Here is a 17,221-nt window from a genome sequence, read left to right as displayed (position 1 = left end):
GCCGCCATCCACGATGGCGGCGGCTTCTTTCGTGGAGGCTCGTTCGGCGCTCAGCGCTCGCTCAGCTTGCGCACCTGATTGAGATTTTCCATCGTCTGCAGACACGCCTCGGCAGCTTCGCGGCCCTTGGTCAGGAAGTGCTCGCGGAAGAATGCGGTATGCGATTCGTGCTCGTGGAAGTGATGCGGCGTCAGCACGGCTGAGATCATCGGCACTTCCTGCTCCATCTGCAGCGCCATCATGGCGTCGATGACGGCGGTGGAGACGAAATCATGACGATAGATGCCGCCATCGACGATGAAACCGGAGGCGACGATGGCGGCGTAGCGGCCGCTCTTGGCCAGCAACTTTGCCTGCAACGGAATCTCGAACACGCCGGGCACCGTAAAGGTATCGACCTGCTCGGTATCGAAATCGCGCTCGGCGAGTGTGGCGAGAAAGCTGGCGTGACAGTTCTCGACGATATCGCCATGCCAGTCGGCGCGAATGAAGGCGATACGCTGTGAGCGCGTCTGCTCGGAGAGCTGCAAAGGATAGGGCTGATTCATGGTCGTTTCCTGTAAGCGTGACGTTAACCAGAATCAGGGCTGCGGTCCGCTTGGGAACAGGAAAGCGGCTGACGACAGGGCGCCGTCGACGGATGTCGTGGGCGCGCTCGGCTGGCCGAATTGCTGCAAGGGGAACCGTTCTCTTTCATCCGGACTCTGACCGTCGGCTTCGGAATCGCACCGAATCTGCTGACCTCGTCGCGGTGACACTGGTGATCTTTCCAGTAGCTCCGATAATCGGCGAGCGCTCGCGGGCTTAGGAGCCGATCGCTCATGCCGAGCGTGACACCATCACCGCCGGTGGGGACTTTCACCCCGCCCTGAGAACCGCTCGCGGCGAGACATGTCGCGCCGCGAGCACTCACAAGTCTACGCCCATCGTCGAGGCCGAGAAAGACCGAAGGCCGCGCGCGCTGTGGTATCGTGATTTTCCTGCTGCCTGCCATTGGCCAACTCCCTGACAATCCTGTGAAAAACGGAAGCGTGCATGAGTGAGCGTAACGACAGCGCCGATATTGCCTTGATGACCGAAATTGCCACGCTCTACTACGTGGAGGGAGAGACGCAAGAGGTGATCGCCAACCGGCTCGGGATCTCGCGCGTCAAGGCGGGCCGGTTGCTCAAGCGCGCGCAGGCAGAGGGGATCGTCGACGTCCGCGTGCGTCAGCACCCGGCGGTCAGCGCGGAGATCGAGCAGGCATTGATACGCCGGTTCGGTATCCGGCGGGCGCTGATCGCACTCGATCACGCCGATGCCGAGGTGCAGCGGGCCAACGTGGCCAGTCTGGTCGCGGATCATCTTTCCCGCGGGCTGACCGAAGGGGCGATCGTTGCCGTCGGCATGGGGCGTAACGTGGGCGCGGTGGCGGACAATGTCTTCGAGCAGGGGCAGCGTCAGTGTTCATTCGTCTGTGCGATCGGCGGTTCGGTGCGCGCCGGTGAGTACATGAACCCCGATCATATCTGCCGCCGGTTGGCGACCCGGTTCGGCGGCGAGAGCGAAACGCTCTACGCACCGGCGCTGGTGCAGAATCTCGAGCTGCGCGATGCGATGTACGAGAACCCGACCATCCGGCAGACGCTGGATCGGGCGCGCCGCGCTGATATTGCGCTGATCGGCATCGGCGATCTCAGCGAGAACAGCAACATGGTTCGCATGGGCTGGTTCACGCCGCAGGAGACCGCCGAGGCGCGGCTCTCCGGTACCGTCGGCGACATGATGGGCTATGACTTCATCGACATCTACGGCCGACCCTCGATGACGCCGATGCAGGGCCGCGTGATTGGCCTCACGATCACCGACCTGGCGCGGATCCCCGATGTGATCGCCATTGCCAGCGAAAACACCAAGGCGGCGGGTATTCTTGGCGCCTTGCGCACCGGCGTGATCGACACGCTGGCGACCAGCGTCACCAATGCGCACACGATCTTGCGCTTGGACGAGGCGACTCGCGTCGATGATACGCCGCGCTGAGGCGCAGGTGCTGTTGGCAGGATCACGGCGCAAGCCAGACGTGAAGCCAAACGTCAAACGCCCGGCCTGAGCCGGGCGTTTGCATTGTCATTCACCTGTCTGGCGGCCGCCGATCGGCGACCGTCCGGTCGATCAGCCGAGCAGCTTCTGCGCGCGTTCGACCACGTTGTCGACGGTGAAACCGAAGTGCTTGAAGAGGTCGTCGCCCTTGCCGGACTCGCCGTAGGTGGTCATGCCGAGGATGTCGCCATCCAGACCCACGTACTTGTACCAGGTCGACGGGATCGCCGCTTCCACCGCCAGACGCTTGCGCACGTCGGTAGGCAGCACCGACTCGCGGTAGCTCGCGTCCTGCTCGTCGAAGGCGCTGGTGCACGGCATCGAGACGACGCGCACCTTCTTGCCCTGGCCTTCCAGCTCGGCGGCGGCGTCCATCGCCAAGCCTACCTCGGAACCGGTGGCGATCAGGATCAGCTCCGGCTTGCCGCCTTCGGCCTCCTTGAGCACGTAACCGCCGCGACGAATGTTCTTGAGCTGCGCGTCATCACGCGACTGCGCCGGCAGATTCTGGCGCGAGAAGATCAGCGCAGTCGGGCCGCGTTCGCGTTTCAGGCCCTCGACCCAGGCTGCGGCGGTTTCGGTCGCATCACACGGGCGCCACGTCGCCAGCCCCGGCAGGTTGCGCAGATCGGCGAGCTGCTCGATCGGCTGGTGAGTCGGGCCGTCTTCGCCAAGGCCGATGGAGTCGTGGGTGAAGACGTGAATGATGCGCGTGTGCGAGAGCGCCGACATGCGCACGGCGTTGTGCATGTACTCCATGAACACCAGGAACGTGGCGTCATAGGGAATGAAGCCGCCATGCGTGGCGATGCCGTTGGCGATCGCGCCCATGCCGAACTCACGCACGCCGTAGTGCAGGTAGCCGCCGTTGAAATCCTCTTTCGTGATCGCCTTGGCGCCTTTCCACAGCGTCAGGTTGGACGGCGCGAGGTCGGCACTGCCCCCGAAGAGCTCCGGCAGGTCCGGGCCCAGCTCGTTGAGCACGCCGAGCGAAGCCTTGCGCGAGGCGGTCGTCTCGGACTTCTCCTGAGCGGCCTTGATCAGCGCATCACCGTCGAAATCGGCCGGCAGTTCACCGCTGTAGCGACGCTTGAGCTCCTTCGCCAGCTCGGGATGCGCCTTCGCGTAGGCGGCCATCTTGGCATCGTATTCGGCTTCGAGCTTCTCGCCCTTGTCGCGGGCGTCCCAGGCTTCGTAGTACTCGTCGGGAATCTCGAATGCCGGGTATTCCCAGCCGAGTTCCTTGCGCGCCAGGGCGACTTCGTCTTCGCCGAGCGCGGCGCCGTGGCTCTCTTCCTTACCCGCCTTGTTGGGCGAACCGAAACCGATCACGGTCTTGCAAATGACGATCGTCGGCTTGTCGGTAACGGACTTGGCTTCTTCGATCGCCTTGTTGATCTGCTCGGCGTCGTGACCGTCGACATCGCGAATCACGTGCCAGTCATAAGCTTCGAAGCGCTTGCCGGTATCGTCGGTGAACCAGCCTTCGACTTCGCCATCGATGGAGATGCCGTTGTCGTCGTAGAAGACGACCAGGTTGCCGAGACCCAGCGTGCCGGCCAGCGAGCAGGCCTCGTGGCTGACGCCTTCCATCAGGCAGCCGTCACCGGCGAAGACCCAGATGCGGTGGTCGACGATCTCGTGGCCTTCCCGGTTGAACTGGGCGGCCAGCGTGCGCTCGGCAATCGCCATGCCGATGCCGTTGGCCAGGCCCTGACCCAGCGGGCCGGTGGTGGTCTCGATACCACGGGTGTAGCCGTGTTCCGGGTGGCCGGGCGTTTTCGAGCCGATCTGGCGGAAGTTCTTGATCTCTTCCAGCGGCAGGTCATAGCCGGTGAGATGGAGAAGCGAGTAGTGCAGCATCGAACCGTGACCGTTGGAAAGAATGAAGCGGTCACGATCTTCCCAGTCGGGATTGGCCGGGTTGTGCTTGAGGTGATCGTTCCACAGCACTTCGGCGATATCCGCCATCCCCATGGGCATGCCCGGGTGACCGGAATTGGCCTTCTGCACGGCGTCCATGGAGAGTGCACGAATGGCGTTGGCTAGCTGTCGACGAGATGGCATTGGCTGTCAAATCCCTTGGGTCGTGGATGAATGATGGAGCGCGGCCGCTTCGTTCACCACCGAGACGAATGCCGTCGGGTCGTGAGCGAAGCGGCCCAGAAACAAGCCGTCGACCTGTCCTGCCAGCCGCGTCAACAGGTCGGGGCCGGCGCTGCCGCCATAGATGACGCTGGCAGAGGGATTGTCGCGAAGGTGTCCGCGCAATCCCTGGCAGACCGCCGCAATATGGTCGAGCGATGCTGGCGCCGAAGCGCCAATGGCCCAGTGAGGCTCGTAGGCGATGACGACGGGGCGATCCCGACCCGCCGCGCCGAGCGCGCTGTCGATCTGTCCTCGACACTCCTCGATGGCCTCATCCGCGCTGCCGCGATCGGCTTCGCCGATACAGAGCACCGGCGTCAGCCCCTCGTCGAGCGCCAACTGCGCCTTGGCCGCGACGATGTCGTCGTTTTCGCCGAACAGTCGGCGACGTTCGGCGTGTCCGACCTCGACATAACGACAGCCCATCTCGGCCAGCATGGCTCCACTTACCTCGCCAGTATAAGCACCGTTCGCCGAGTGATACAGGTTTTGGGCGCCGACCGCCACCGGCGTGCCGGCGAACGCCTCCAGTGCCGGCAAGATGGCGGGGAAGCTGGGCAGCACGAAGACGCAAACGCGGCCGTCGAGGACGGCCGCGTGGTTGGCGAGCTGGCGCGCGACGTGGCGGCACCAGTCGACAGTCTGGGCATAGCCGAAGTACATCTTGAAGCTGATGCCGACGACGATGGGGTGTTGTGTCATGTTCCCTCCGGCAGTGGTCCGACAGGTTGTTCAGCTTACCTCGGCAACGGGTTGGTCGATCACCGTCTGGATCGCCGTCAGGATCATCGCGAGCGACGTGGCGCCAGGATCCGGGGTGCCGACGCTCTTTTTCGCCAGCGGGCGGGCACGCCCCAGTTTGGGAGAGAGCTGGGCGGTCGCCTCGGCGGCAGCAGTAGCCTCCGCCGAGGCCTTCTGCCAGGCGGTGGAGAGGTCGTCTCCGGCAGCCACGGCTTGGCTGAGCGCGTCGCTGAACGGAATCAGCGCATCGACCAGCGTCTTGTCGCCCGCCTTGGCCTTGCCGAAGGTCATGACGTCCTCCTTCGCCTTGGTGACACCGTCCGCATAGTGCGCGGCACTGGGCGTTTCGTCGTCGCCGAGCGTCAGGCTCAGTGCGTTGAGCATCACGCCCCAGATCGCGCCAGACGTGCCGCCCGCCCGATCGGCCCAGGCCTCTGCCGCCAGCCGCAGCATGGTGCCTGCACCGGCGCTACGGCTGACCGCCTCTTCGGCCGCGAGCTCGGCCGCTACCGCGCCGCGTTGCATGCCGATGCCGTGATCGCCGTCACCGGCGATCGCATCCAGGCGACCGAGCTCCTCGACGTTATCGTCGATCACCTTGCGCGTCGCGCTGAGCGCGCGGTAGAGACAGCGGGCTGCTGCAATCGATGGCTCGCTGGCGGCAGGGATCTCGTCGGCATCGGGGATATCCAGTTTCGAGGCGTCGATCGGCGGTGCGGGCTCCAGGCTGCCCTTGCGGTAGGCCGGTGCATCGGCGGGGGCTTTCCACAGGCGCTCCAGCTCGTCGTCGAGCCAGAACAGCGTGAGCGAGGCACCCGCCATGTCGAGGCTGGTCACCAGTTCGCCGACTTCGGGCTCGATGATCTCGATGCCAGCTGCCTCGAGCAGTTGATTGACTCGTCGATAGACGACGAAGAGCTCTTCGTACTTGATCGAACCCAGGCCGTTGAGCAGCACCGATGCCCTGGCGCCCTTGACCGATTTGACGCCGTCCGGCACCTCTTCGAGCAGATGCGAGACCAGCAGCTCCGCCAAGGCATCCGCGGTCGGAATGGCCTGTTCGCTGATGCCCGGTTCGCCGTGGATGCCGAGACCTACCGCCATCTTGCCGGCCGGCACATGAAACAGGGCGTCTTTCGAGCCGGGCAGCGTGCAGCCGTCGAAGGCGACGCCCATCGATCGCGTGCGCAGGTTCGCCGCGCGTGAAATGCGCACGACCTCCTCCAGCGAATAGCCGGCTTCGGCGGCGGCAGCGGCGATCTTGAACACGGTCAGATCGCCGGCGATGCCGCGGCGCTTGTGAAGCTCCTCCTGGCTGGCACTGGAGACGTCGTCGATCACCGCGACGATTTCGCAGGGAATGCCCTCGCGGATCAAACGCTCGCGCGCTTGCCCGAAGTGCAGCACATCGCCGGCGTAGTTGCCGAAGCTCAGGAGCACGCCCCCGCCGTTATTGGCCGCCTTGCAGACGTTGTAGACCTGCTGCGCCGACGGCGAGGCAAAAAGGTTGCCCATCACCGCGCCGTGGGCGAGTCCCTGGCCGACCAGCCCGGCGAAGGCCGGGTAATGACCGGAGCCACCGCCAATGACGACGGCGACCGTGCCGGGCTCGCTACGCGTGCGGCGGATCACGCCGCCCGGTACCTGGCAGACGCGCTGGGCGTGGGCGGCGACGAAGCCTTCGGTGGCCTCGTCGACGAAGTTCACTGGGTCATTGAAGAGTCGTGTCATGGCCGACGCTCCCGGCGGTGTAGAAGGGGACGACCGTGGCGTGTCGATGACGCGCGGCACGGATGTGAATATATGATCTTTATGTGAGCATCTGATTTTTTATGCCCGACTGGCCCCATCATAGCCAGAGGAATAGCTCGCGATATGCGACTTTGGTGGGGATTGTTCGAAGTCTTTCCGGCTGACCGTCGGATTGAAACTACTTTGCGAACGACTTTCTGTTGCCGGTAGCGGGTCATTTTCAGGCGATTCTGCGGGGAATTTCTCTCCGACTAACGTTCATATGAAAACAGTTTGTTCATATGAAGAGGTGCTGGCTATGATGACGGCGAGAGAGGTGGTGGCCGATGGTCGGCACCATCACAGCGACAGGAGGTATGAGATGGCCAAGCAGTGGCGAGTGGCCCTGGGTTGCGACGAGGCCGCCTACGAGATGAAGCAGCAGATGATCGAGCACGTGCGCGCGCTGGGGCACGAAGTCGAGGACTTCGGCACACACGACGCCGAGCCGGTGCTCTATCCGGATATCGCCCTGGCCGTGGCCGAGGCGATCGCCGCGGGCCGATACGACCGGGGCATCCTGATGTGCGGCACCGGCATCGGCGTGGCGATCTCCGCCAACAAGGTGCAAGGCATTCGCGCGGCCCAGGCGCACGACACCTACTCGGCCGAGCGCGCCCGCAAGAGTAACGACGCGCAGATCGTGACCATGGGCGCCCGCGTCATCGGCGTGGAGCTGGCCAAGGTGATCGCCGAGACCTTTCTCGGCAGCGAGTACGAGCCCGGCGGCCGTTCCCAACCCAAGGTCGACCGCATCGAGGCCTATGAGCGCGAACACCGCTGATCTCCCGGTCGTCGGGCGCCGAGGTGCGTCGGCGGGGGCGAGTCATCGAAAGAGTCGGGTCTGATACACACAGTGAGGAACAGATCATGAACAGAGTCGGTAAGGGGATTTCGCTGGTCGTCGGCGTGCTGGCGTCGGCGGTGTTGATGCCGGTGGCAGTGGCCCAGGAGGGACCTGGGCTCGAGAAGGCCGATAGCTATCGCTTCGTGGTCGTGCCCAAGGTCGTCCATCCCTGGTTCGACAAGGTCAATCAGGGAGCGCAGCAGGCGGCAGCGGCGATCGAGGCGCAGACCGGCTCCGACGTCGAGATTCAGTACTCGGCACCGCAGAGCGCCAACGTCGCCGAGCAGAACGAGATCATCGAGCGCGCCATCGCCACGCGCCCAGACGGCCTGATCGTCGACCTGCTCGACCCCAGCGGCAATCGTACCGTGCTCAACGAAGCGCAGGAGCAGGGCATTCCGGTCACGCTGTTCGATTCGATCAACCCCGAGGGGATGAGTCTGACCACGATCGGCAGCGATTTCTGCGAGCAGGCCGAGATGGCTGCCAATCGGCTGATCGAGCTGCTCGACGGGCAGGGCAAGGTGGCGATCATGATGGGCGTGCCGACGGCGCCGAACCACGCCGAGCGTGCGCGCTGCGCTCAGGCGGTGTTCGATTCTCATGACGGTATCGAGGTCGTTGCGACTGGCGTCGATAACGACGATATCAACACCGCTCAGCAGCAGGCCTCCGCGATCATGCAGGCCAATCCGGACCTCGATGGCTGGGTCGCTTCCGATGCGGCAGGGCCTGTCGGCATCGGTCAGGCGATCAAGGAAGCGGACAAGGTCGGCAAGGTGCAGATGGTAGGTCTCGATGACCTGAACCAGATGCTGGTGCTGATCAAGGATGGCGTGGCCGACTCCTCTTCCGCCTCACGCCCGACGATGCAGGGGTACTGGGCGGTCATGGCGATGTGGCAGCAGGCGACGGGGGCGATCACGCCGAGCCATATCGATACCGGCAACGTGATGATCACGCCGGACAACGTCGACGAATTCATGGAGTGAGACGGCCGCCGGCAATGACCGCGCATCGGCAAGCGTGTCGTGGCGCGGTCCTCGAGCCAGCGGCACCGGAAACGTGGGCGGGGAAAACAGGGTGGAGGAGGAGGTGACGTCATGGCATATCTGACCGTCGATCACGTCAGCAAGACGTTTCCTGGCGTCAAGGCGCTGGATGACATCGCGCTCGAGATCGAGATGGGCAAGGTGCATACCCTGGCGGGCGAGAACGGCGCCGGCAAGTCGACGCTGGTCAAGATTCTCACCGGCACCGAGCGTCCGTCCCGGGGGCGGGTGATGATCGACGGCCAGGACGCGACGCATCATCCGCATCTGCACAAGACCGTCGCCTACGTGCCCCAGGAGATCAACCTGTTCGGCAATCTGACGGTGGCCGAGAATCTGTTCATGCCCTTCTCACGCTCTCATCGCGGCGGGCTGATCTTTCGACGTCGCGATATCGAGCGCGATGCGAAGACGTGGATCGAGCGTTTCAAGATCGCCGCCAAACCGGGCGACAAGGTCAGAGATATCTCCATCTCCGATCAGCAGCTGTTGCAGATCGCGCGCGCCTGCACCAACGAATCGATGAAGATCCTGATTCTCGACGAGCCGACCTCGTCATTAACCGAAACCGAGGTCGAGCGCGTCTTTCGCGTCGTACGCGACGTCGTCGCTTCGGGCTGCGGAGTGGTGTTCATCTCGCACAAGTTCGATGAAATGTTCGCCATCAGCGACACCATCAGCGTGCTGCGCAACGGCAGGAAAATCGACACGCAGCCTGCATCGCGACTGGATGACCGGCAACTCGTTTCGCTGATGTCGGGTCAGGAAGTCAGGACCGACGCCAGGTTGCAGCCAGAGGGTTCCGGTGGCGAGCCGATTCTCGCAGTGGACGGTCTCGGCGGCAGGGGCTTCGAGGATGTCTCGTTCGAGCTGCGGCGTGGAGAGATTCTGGGTTTCGCCGGGCTGGTGGGGGCGGGGCGCTCCGAGGTGATGCAGACGCTGTTCGGGTTTCTGCCGGCGCGCAGTGGCTCGGTGACACTCGAAGGGCGGACGTGGCGATTGGGCGACACGCATCGGGCGGTGAAAAACGGCATGTTCTATCTCTCGGAAGAGCGCAAGTATCACGGCATCTTTCCGGGCCAGAGCGTGCGCCGCAATATCGGCATGTCGCTCTTTCGCGGCACGTCGCGAGGCGGTGTCATCGACGCCAGACGCGAGCGCGACCAGGTCGGCGCGATCGTGCGCGACTACGACATCAAAACGCCGACGCTGAACAAGAACATCGCCTTTCTCTCCGGCGGCAATCAGCAGAAAGCCATCATCGGTCGGGCGATGGCCTGCGACCCGAGGGTGCTGATCTTCGACGAGCCGACCAAGGGCATCGACCTGCGTACCAAGATGGAGATCTATCGGCTGATGAAGGCGCTGGCCGAGCGGGGCGTCGGGATCATTCTGGTCTCGTCGGAAATGGATGAACTCAAGCGCTGCGCCAATCGGATCATCACGATGTACGAGGGGCGGATCAGCGGTGAATTCCCGATCGAGGCGGCGAGCGGTAACGCGCTGATCGCCGCCATTCACGGGCATGAAGGAGGCGGGCATGCTGCGTAAGGCAATGGGTTTCATGGTCAGTAATCCGCTCAGCGGCGTGGTGGGCGTTCTGGCGGTGATCGTCGTCGTCGCCTCGCTGCTTTCGGAAAACTTCCTCAACAGCTACAACCTGGTGATCATCGCACGCTCGCTGGCGTTCATCGGCATCATCACCATCGCCCAGTCGATGCTGATGATCCTCGGTGAGCTGGATCTTTCGCTTGGGGCCATCGGCGGCTTCTGCGGGGTCATCGGGGGCATTCTGATGGTCAAGCTGGGCCTGAATCCGTGGCTAGCCTTTGCGCTTTGTCTCGCCATCGGTGCCTTGTTCGGCCTCGTCAACGGGCTGCTGGTGACGCTGCTGCGGTTGCCCTCGCTGGTGCTGACCATCGGCATGGCGGGGGTCTACGGCGGGCTCAATCTGGTGATAACCAAGGGCGTCGCGATCACCGGCATTCCGGCGGATATCGGCTTTCTCGGCAGCGGTAAATGGTTGGGCCTGCCGGTGCCGTTCTGGATCATGCTGCTGTTCCTGGTCGTGGGCTGTTTCCTCACGCTCAAGACACCGTTTGGCCGCTACATGTATGCCGTCGGCAGTAACCTGCCGGCAGCCAAGATGCTTGGTATTCGTACCGATCGGGTTCGCGTCGGGGTCTTCGCCTTCGCCGGCTTCCTCGCTGCGCTAGCCGGGATGCTGATGGTCGCGCGCCTGGGCTCTGCCCAGCCCTCGATCGGCGACTCCTGGGTATTGGCGCCAATTGCCGCTGCCGTCATCGGCGGCGTGCCCACGACAGGCGGCATCGGCACGCCGCTCGGCGCCATTTTCGGCGCAGCCATCATCGGTGTGATCGAGAACATCATCGTGCTGCTCGGCGTCTCGCCCTACTGGCAGTCGATGGTCAGCGGCGCCATCGTGGTGATCGCGATCTCGCTCGATTCGATCTCGCGGCGCTATTTCAAGCGAGACTGAGTTCAAGCGAGACTGAGCTTTCAATCCAGACCGAGAGTTGGTGGTCTCGAGTTTCAAGCGAAACGGAATTGTCTGGACCGCACGAGTGAGTAATGAACGGCGCGTCTCCAAGCTCCGGGCTTTGTGCCGTGAGCGGCGGGCGCGCCGCTTGCCGTTCCGGGGGTGGCGATGGTGTCTCTCTCTTCAGCTTTTTTCGCGAAAGGCTCTCTCAACAGACGCTCTCCAAAGGTCTCAAAAGACCTCTTAAAAGATCTCTCAAAAGACGCTTTCGTATCGGCATTGTGACCGCAAAACAGTACAAGTTGAACATATGATCCAACTCTGCTCAATAATGTGAGTCTCGGCTATCTCTTGGGCGTCAGTTCGATGGCTATCAGCAACGATAACTTTAGTGGTATGGGGTCTTTGGGTGCCTCTTTTTAATCATTAAAAACAGATATTTATATATTGCCTGCTAAAGTCTAACCCGCCTGGGGTGGCTCGCCCGTTGATGTTCTCAAGGAAGCTGGGCTAAAAACATATGAACTTTAAATGAGCATGTGTTTTGCACATCGGGAGAATCTCATGAGCGAGTCCACCGCAACGTCCACTCAGAGCGGCAGTGTCGGCGACATCCCCAAGACGATGAAAGCCGTCGTTGCCTACGCCCCCAACGACTATCGCTACGAAGAGGTGCCGGTTCCCGAGATCGATGACAAGGAGATTCTGGTCAAGGTCGAGGGGTGCGGTATCTGCGCCGGCGACATCAAGTCCTATGACGGGGCGCCGAGCTTCTGGGGCGACGAGTTTCAGCCTGCCTATATCAAGGCGCCGATGATTCCCGGCCACGAGTTCATCGGCCGCGTGGTCAAGGTCGGCGCGCAGGTCGAGGGCTACCAGCCAGGTGATCGCGTGATCTCCGAGCAGATCGTGCCGTGCTGGAACTGCCGCTTCTGCAATCGCGGGCAGTACTGGATGTGCGAGAAGCACGATCTGTACGGCTTCCAGAACAATGTCAACGGCGGCATGGCCGAGTACATGAAGTTCACCAAGGAGGCGATCAACTATCACGTTCCGGAAGAGCTGCCGCTGGAAAAGGCGATCCTGATCGAGCCCTACGCCTGCTCGCTGCATGCGGTTCAGCGCGCCAAGATCGAACTGGGTGATGTGGTCGTGCTCTCCGGGGCCGGCACGCTGGGGCTCGGTATGGTCGGTGCCGCCAAGAAGGCAGGTGCCGAGAAGCTGATCGTGCTCGATCTGTTCGACGATCGACTCGAGCTGGCCAAGAAGTTCGGCGCCGATCTGACGCTCAACCCCAAGCGTGACGATGTGGTCTCGATCATCAAGGAGATGACCGAGGGCTATGGCTGCGACGTCTATATCGAGGCCACCGGCCATCCGAAGTCGGTCGAGCAGGGTTTATCGATGATCCGCAAGCTGGGCCGCTTCGTCGAATTCAGCGTATTCAAGGATCCGGTCAGCGTCGACTGGAGCATCATCTCCGACCGCAAAGAGCTGGATGTCCTCGGTTCCCATCTCGGTCCGTACTGCTATCCGCTGGTGATCGAGGGGATTCGCAACGGTGACTTCCCTACCGACGGCGTGGTGACGCACAAGCTGCCGCTCGAGAAGTACGAAGAGGGCTTCGAACTCATGAAGAGCGGTTCGAAGTCGCTGAAGATCGTGTTGATTCCATGATGGTTCGCGGCATCGCCCGGTGCGTCGAACGGATGGGAGAGTTCTCATGAGTACAGCAGTCATCAGCCGGCCATCGGCGCCGAGCAAATTCAAGAAGCGTCTGATCATCGGTGCCGTGGTAGTCGTGGTCATCGCGGCGATGGCCTGGGACACCACCGTGGTCGAGATCGGTCACGAAGCGGAACTGGCCGGTGGCTTCTCCGCCGAAACCTACGGCGGCGAGCATTTTCCCGCGATCCAGGCGAGCGTCGAGGAACGTGCCGTCGAGGCCGGCGAACTAGCGCCGGCGGTGCTCGACAACGCGATGGCCGCCGGTGAGAAATACGGCGTCGGCCAGGGGTTCGGACCGGTGGTACCGGTGACCTTCACCGGCACCCTGGGTGAGGCGCGCTCCGGCGTGTATACGGTCGCGGCCGAGGGCGTGCCGGACGAGATCACGCTGCGTCTGCAGACCGGCCCGGCAATCAACGGCACGGATCTGCGCGATGCCACCGGCGAGATATCGTTCGGCGAATTTACCAACCAGATCGAGTACCAGAATGCCGGGGCGTCGATCAACGACGCGATGAAGCAGGCGGTCCTGGCCGATATCGACACCGCGAACCTGAGCGGCAAGACGGTGACCGTGACCGGCGTGTTCAAGCTGATCAATCCGAAAAACTGGCTGGTGACGCCAGTGAGGATGGACGTCCAATGAGCCTCTCTGCACTGACACCTGCAGCCAACGACTCCGATGAGCGAGGCAGCGCGGCGGCGAAAGACGAAATCGTGCTTTCCGCTCGCGACGTCGCCAAATCCTTCGGCAGCGTGCAGGCGCTGAAGACCGTCAACTTCGATGTCTACCGCGGGCAGGTCACGACGCTCTTCGGCGAGAACGGTGCCGGCAAGTCCACGCTGATGAAGATTCTTTCCGGTGTTATTCAGCCGACCTCCGGCGAGATCGTGCTGGAAGGCGAGCCGGTGCGCTTTGCCTCCACCACCGAGGCGACGCGGCATGGCATTTCGATCATCCACCAGGAGCTGAGTCTCGCGCCCAACCTGAGCGTGCGCGACAACATCTTCATGGGCCGCGAGATCAAGGGCGCGACCGGCATCGATTACGCCGAGGAGGCGCGCCAGACCCGGCTGTTGATGGAAGAGCTCGACGAGCCGATCGATCCGCTCACACCGGTCGAGGACCTGCGTCTCGGTCAGCAGCAGATCGTCGAGATTGCCCGCGCGCTCTCGGTCGATTCGCGCATCCTGATCATGGACGAGCCGACCTCGGCGCTTTCGGCTTCCGAGGTCGAGGTGCTGTTTCGCGTCATTCACGATCTCAAGAGCCGTGGCGTTTCCATCGTCTACATCTCCCACCACCTGGAAGAAGCGCTGACCATCACCGACCACGCCGTGGTACTGCGCGATGGCGTGATGACCGCCTACGCCAGGCGCGCGGAGATCGATCTGGAATGGATCGTGCGCAACATGGTGGGGGAGAACTTCGATCTCGGTTCACCGCCGACCGGACACGCCATGGGTGAGGTGGCGCTATCCATCGAGGCGCTGAGTGTTGCCGATACCAACGTACCGGAGCGTTCGGTGGTCGACCGTCTCTCGCTCGAGGTACGCGCCGGCGAGATCGTCTGCATATATGGCCTGATGGGCGCCGGACGTACCGAGCTGCTCGAGTGCGTGGCCGGTCGCGTCGGGCCGAGCGGCGGACGGGTGATGCTGGAGGGCGAGGATGTTTCGCACTTGAGTATTGCCGAACGCATTCAGAAAGGCTTGGTGCTGGTACCGGAAGACCGCCAGCGCGATGGCCTGGTCCAGACGATGTCGGTCGGCGAGAACCTGTCGCTGGCCAGTATCAAGGCGTTCACCAAGGGGCTACTGACCTCCGGGCGGCGCGAGCAGGGTGTGGTCGATGAGTCGATCGCCAGCGTCCATATCAAGACCGATGGTGCCCGAGCCGAGATCGGTTCGCTCTCCGGTGGTAACCAGCAGAAGGTGGTGATCGGCAAGATGCTCGCCACGCATCCGCGCGTGGTGCTGCTCGACGAGCCCAGTCGCGGGATCGATATCGGCGCCAAGGCGGAGGTGTTCAAGCTGCTGGCGGAGAACGCCGCCCGGCAGGGTCTCGCGGTCATCTTTTCCACGTCCGAAGTCGGCGAATGCCTCAGCATCGCGCATCGCATCGTGGTGATGAGCCGGGGGCGTATCGCCGCCGAGTTCGGCGCCGATGCCTCCAAGGAACAGATCATGGCCGCCTCGGGCGAGGCAGTGGTCGCCTGAGCGCGTTTATTCAAGGAGTTTCGATCATGTCCAAGCATAGCCAGGCACCGGCGAGAAAAAGCGGCGGCTTCGACCTCGGGCGAGCGCTGCTCGAAGGGCGCGCGTTCTTCGCGCTGATCGCGATCATCGTGATCTTCTCGCTGTTGTCGCCCGTCTACTTCTCCACCGGCAACTTTCTGACCATGTCCTCCCACGTCGCGATCTTCGGGCTGCTGTCGATCGGCATGCTGCTGGTCATCCTGACCGGCGGCATCGATCTGTCGGTCGGCTCGACGCTGGGCCTGGCCGGGGTGGTGGCCGGCTTCCTGATGCAGGGCGTCACCTTCGACATGTTCGGGGTCACGCTCTATCCGCCGGTCTGGGTGGTGGTCATTCTCACCTGCGGCGTCGGTGCGCTGATCGGCGCGATCAACGGGGTGCTGATTGCCTACTTCAAGGTGCCGGCGTTCGTCGCCACCCTGGGGCTTCTGTACGTCGCCCGCGGCGTGGCGCTGCTGATGACCGACGGGCTGACCTACAACAATCTCGGCGGCGAGGCGGCACTCGGCAACACCGGCTTCGACTGGCTCGGATTCAACCGCCTGCTCGGCGTGCCGGTCGGCGTCTGGGTGCTGGGGGCAGTAGCCATCGTGACCATGCTGGCGCTGGCGCGCACGCCGTTCGGCCGCTGGGTCTATTCGACGGGTGGGAATGCCCGCGCCGCCGAGCTCTCCGGCGTGCCGGTCAAGCGCGTGCAGGTCTCCGTCTACGTGCTGTCCGGCATCTGTGCGGCGATCGCCGGCCTGGTGCTGTCCTCCCAGCTCACCTCTGCGGGGCCGACGGCGGGCACGACCTATGAGCTGACCGCCATCGCCGGCGTCGTCATCGGCGGTGCGGCCCTGACCGGCGGCCGCGGCAACGTGCGCGGCACGCTGCTTGGCGCCTTCGTCATCGGCTTTCTGTCGGACGGCCTGGTCATCATCGGTGTCTCGTCCTACTGGCAGACCGTCTTCACCGGCGCCGTCATCGTGCTGGCCGTGCTGCTCAACAGCATCCAGTACGGCGGGCGCAAGAAGAGCGCGGCCAAGGCGCCCGCCAACCCCGAATCTCCCGCGTCGGCTGCCGGAAAATCGGCCGATTCGGAGCACGCCAAGGCTGGAAAACCGACCGGAAAACCGGTCGTCCAGCACTAATCCCTAATCGATAACGTCGCAAAGAAGGGGAATTCATCATGTTGAAGACAGCCAAGCGCATGCTGGTCGCAGCTCTCGTCGTCAGCGCGCCACTCCTCGCGGGGAACGCGGTGGCGCAGGACAAGGGGCTGATCTCGATCATCGTCAACGATACCTCCAACCCCTACTGGTTCACCGAGGGCAAGATCGCTCGGGAGACCGCCGAGGAGATGGGCTATCGCGCCAACGTGAGCGCCCACAAGGGTGACACCAACACCGAGAGCCGCCAGATCGACACGGCCATCACCAATCAGGCCAAGGCGATCATTCTCGACCCGGCCAACGCCGACGGCTCGGTCGGTGCCGTACGCAAGGCGGTCGAGGCCGGTATCCCTGTCTTCACCGTCAACGCCGAGATCAACCAGCAGGGGCTGGCCAAGGCGCAGCTGGTTTCCAACAACGCCCAGGGGGCCGCACTCGGGGCACAGCAGTGGGTGCAGACACTGGGCGACAGTGCCAGCTACGTCGAGCTGAAGGGCGCACCGTCGGATAACAACGCAGCGACCCGTTCCAACGGCTACGAGACCGTACTGAGCCAGTATCCGGATCTGAAGAAGGTCGGTGAAGATGTCGCCAACTGGGATCGCACGCAGGGCTACAACAAGATGCAGAGCCTGTTGCAGGCCCATCCGAATATCCAGGGCGTGATCAGCGGTAACGACGAGATGGCGCTCGGCGCGATCGCCGCGCTCAAGGAAGCCGGCAAGCTGGATGATATCGTCGTCGGCGGTTTCGACGGCTCGCCGGATGCGGTCGACGCCGTCAAGTCGGGCGAGCTCGCCTACACCGTATTGCAGCCGGTCGCGATCTTCTCCAAGGCCGCCGTCCAGGCTGCCGACAAGTTCATCACCACGGGCGAGACCGGCCTACAGGGCGAGAAACACCTGTTCGATTGCCTGTT

The 17,221-nt window shown here is 63.3% G+C and carries 14 protein-coding genes and 1 riboswitch; of the genes, 10 read left to right on the top strand and 4 right to left on the bottom strand.

The window, feature by feature from the left end:
* Positions 1 to 50: 50 nt before the first annotated feature.
* Positions 51 to 548, bottom strand: coding sequence for a 6,7-dimethyl-8-ribityllumazine synthase (locus IE125_RS16890; RefSeq protein WP_189445859.1), 498 nt, complete (start codon positions 546 to 548; stop codon positions 51 to 53).
* Between the two features lie 133 nt (positions 549 to 681).
* A riboswitch (FMN riboswitch) is annotated at positions 682 to 880 on the bottom strand.
* A 155-nt stretch (positions 881 to 1,035) separates the two neighbouring features.
* On the opposite strand from IE125_RS16890, the gene IE125_RS16885 reads away from it, so the two are divergent.
* On the top strand, positions 1,036 to 2,022 hold the full coding sequence (locus IE125_RS16885; protein WP_189445858.1) for a sugar-binding transcriptional regulator: 987 nt from the start codon (positions 1,036 to 1,038) through the stop codon (positions 2,020 to 2,022).
* Positions 2,023 to 2,154: 132 nt separating this feature from the next.
* On the opposite strand, the gene tkt is transcribed toward IE125_RS16885, so the two are convergent.
* The 3 genes from tkt to IE125_RS16870 are packed head-to-tail and all read right to left on the bottom strand — an operon-like array spanning position 2,155 to position 6,702.
* Positions 2,155 to 4,149 carry a transketolase gene (tkt, locus tag IE125_RS16880; RefSeq protein ID WP_189445857.1) on the bottom strand — a complete coding sequence of 665 codons (1,995 nt, stop codon included), beginning with the start codon at positions 4,147 to 4,149 and terminating at the stop codon, positions 2,155 to 2,157.
* Between the two features lie 6 nt (positions 4,150 to 4,155).
* The gene (locus IE125_RS16875; RefSeq protein ID WP_189445856.1) at positions 4,156 to 4,932 is read right to left on the bottom strand and encodes a triose-phosphate isomerase family protein; all 777 of its coding nucleotides are present in this window, start codon (positions 4,930 to 4,932) and stop codon (positions 4,156 to 4,158) included.
* 30 nt (positions 4,933 to 4,962) lie between these two features.
* The gene (locus tag IE125_RS16870) at positions 4,963 to 6,702 is read right to left on the bottom strand and encodes a dihydroxyacetone kinase family protein (RefSeq protein WP_189445855.1); all 1,740 of its coding nucleotides are present in this window, start codon (positions 6,700 to 6,702) and stop codon (positions 4,963 to 4,965) included.
* Between the two features lie 382 nt (positions 6,703 to 7,084).
* Here IE125_RS16870 and rpiB point away from each other — a divergent pair, with 382 nt between their 5' ends.
* The 9 genes from rpiB to IE125_RS16825 all read left to right on the top strand — a co-directional run.
* The gene (rpiB, locus tag IE125_RS16865) at positions 7,085 to 7,546 is read left to right on the top strand and encodes a ribose 5-phosphate isomerase B (protein WP_189445854.1); all 462 of its coding nucleotides are present in this window, start codon (positions 7,085 to 7,087) and stop codon (positions 7,544 to 7,546) included.
* Between the two features lie 86 nt (positions 7,547 to 7,632).
* Positions 7,633 to 8,601: a substrate-binding domain-containing protein gene (locus tag IE125_RS16860; protein WP_189445853.1), complete on the top strand. Its 969-nt coding sequence runs from the start codon at positions 7,633 to 7,635 to the stop codon at positions 8,599 to 8,601.
* Positions 8,602 to 8,712: 111 nt separating this feature from the next.
* Positions 8,713 to 10,212 carry a sugar ABC transporter ATP-binding protein gene (locus tag IE125_RS16855; protein ID WP_189445852.1) on the top strand — a complete coding sequence of 500 codons (1,500 nt, stop codon included), beginning with the start codon at positions 8,713 to 8,715 and terminating at the stop codon, positions 10,210 to 10,212.
* Positions 10,202 to 11,161: an ABC transporter permease gene (locus tag IE125_RS16850; RefSeq protein ID WP_189445851.1), complete on the top strand. Its 960-nt coding sequence runs from the start codon at positions 10,202 to 10,204 to the stop codon at positions 11,159 to 11,161. Before IE125_RS16855 ends, IE125_RS16850 begins: the two co-directional genes overlap by 11 nt.
* A 564-nt stretch (positions 11,162 to 11,725) precedes the next feature.
* Positions 11,726 to 12,838 carry an MDR/zinc-dependent alcohol dehydrogenase-like family protein gene (locus tag IE125_RS16845; protein ID WP_189445850.1) on the top strand — a complete coding sequence of 371 codons (1,113 nt, stop codon included), beginning with the start codon at positions 11,726 to 11,728 and terminating at the stop codon, positions 12,836 to 12,838.
* Between the two features lie 46 nt (positions 12,839 to 12,884).
* A complete protein-coding gene (locus IE125_RS16840) occupies positions 12,885 to 13,535 on the top strand; it encodes a DUF2291 family protein (RefSeq protein ID WP_189445849.1) in 651 nt (216 codons plus the stop codon).
* Complete coding sequence (locus tag IE125_RS16835; RefSeq protein ID WP_189445848.1) at positions 13,532 to 15,109, top strand: sugar ABC transporter ATP-binding protein; 1,578 nt, start codon at positions 13,532 to 13,534, stop codon at positions 15,107 to 15,109. Before IE125_RS16840 ends, IE125_RS16835 begins: the two co-directional genes overlap by 4 nt.
* A gap of 26 nt (positions 15,110 to 15,135) precedes the next feature.
* A complete protein-coding gene (locus IE125_RS16830) occupies positions 15,136 to 16,281 on the top strand; it encodes an ABC transporter permease (RefSeq protein WP_189445847.1) in 1,146 nt (381 codons plus the stop codon).
* A 38-nt stretch (positions 16,282 to 16,319) separates the two neighbouring features.
* Positions 16,320 to 17,221: D-ribose ABC transporter substrate-binding protein (locus IE125_RS16825; RefSeq protein ID WP_189445846.1), on the top strand; the 902-nt coding region annotated here is incomplete at its 3' end.

It is taken from the genome of Salinicola rhizosphaerae, from assembly GCF_014652715.1.
Classification (GTDB): Bacteria; Pseudomonadota; Gammaproteobacteria; order Pseudomonadales; family Halomonadaceae; genus Salinicola; species Salinicola rhizosphaerae.
This window is presented reverse-complemented; position numbering and strand designations above follow the sequence as displayed.

Excerpts from the sequence above, each read along its gene's own strand:
- IE125_RS16870 (WP_189445855.1), bottom strand. The coding sequence starts at position 6,702 with ATGACACGACTCTTCAATGACCCAGTGAACTTCGTCGACGAGGCCACC.
- IE125_RS16890 (WP_189445859.1), bottom strand. The coding sequence starts at position 548 with ATGAATCAGCCCTATCCTTTGCAGCTCTCCGAGCAGACGCGCTCACAG.
- IE125_RS16860 (WP_189445853.1), top strand. The coding sequence starts at position 7,633 with ATGAACAGAGTCGGTAAGGGGATTTCGCTGGTCGTCGGCGTGCTGGCG.
- IE125_RS16845 (WP_189445850.1), top strand. The coding sequence starts at position 11,726 with ATGAGCGAGTCCACCGCAACGTCCACTCAGAGCGGCAGTGTCGGCGAC.
- IE125_RS16850 (WP_189445851.1), top strand. The coding sequence starts at position 10,202 with ATGCTGCGTAAGGCAATGGGTTTCATGGTCAGTAATCCGCTCAGCGGC.
- IE125_RS16830 (WP_189445847.1), top strand. The coding sequence starts at position 15,136 with ATGTCCAAGCATAGCCAGGCACCGGCGAGAAAAAGCGGCGGCTTCGAC.
- rpiB (WP_189445854.1), top strand. The coding sequence starts at position 7,085 with ATGGCCAAGCAGTGGCGAGTGGCCCTGGGTTGCGACGAGGCCGCCTAC.
- IE125_RS16855 (WP_189445852.1), top strand. The coding sequence starts at position 8,713 with ATGGCATATCTGACCGTCGATCACGTCAGCAAGACGTTTCCTGGCGTC.
- IE125_RS16840 (WP_189445849.1), top strand. The coding sequence starts at position 12,885 with ATGAGTACAGCAGTCATCAGCCGGCCATCGGCGCCGAGCAAATTCAAG.
- tkt (WP_189445857.1), bottom strand. The coding sequence starts at position 4,149 with ATGCCATCTCGTCGACAGCTAGCCAACGCCATTCGTGCACTCTCCATG.
- IE125_RS16875 (WP_189445856.1), bottom strand. The coding sequence starts at position 4,932 with ATGACACAACACCCCATCGTCGTCGGCATCAGCTTCAAGATGTACTTC.
- IE125_RS16885 (WP_189445858.1), top strand. The coding sequence starts at position 1,036 with ATGAGTGAGCGTAACGACAGCGCCGATATTGCCTTGATGACCGAAATT.
- IE125_RS16835 (WP_189445848.1), top strand. The coding sequence starts at position 13,532 with ATGAGCCTCTCTGCACTGACACCTGCAGCCAACGACTCCGATGAGCGA.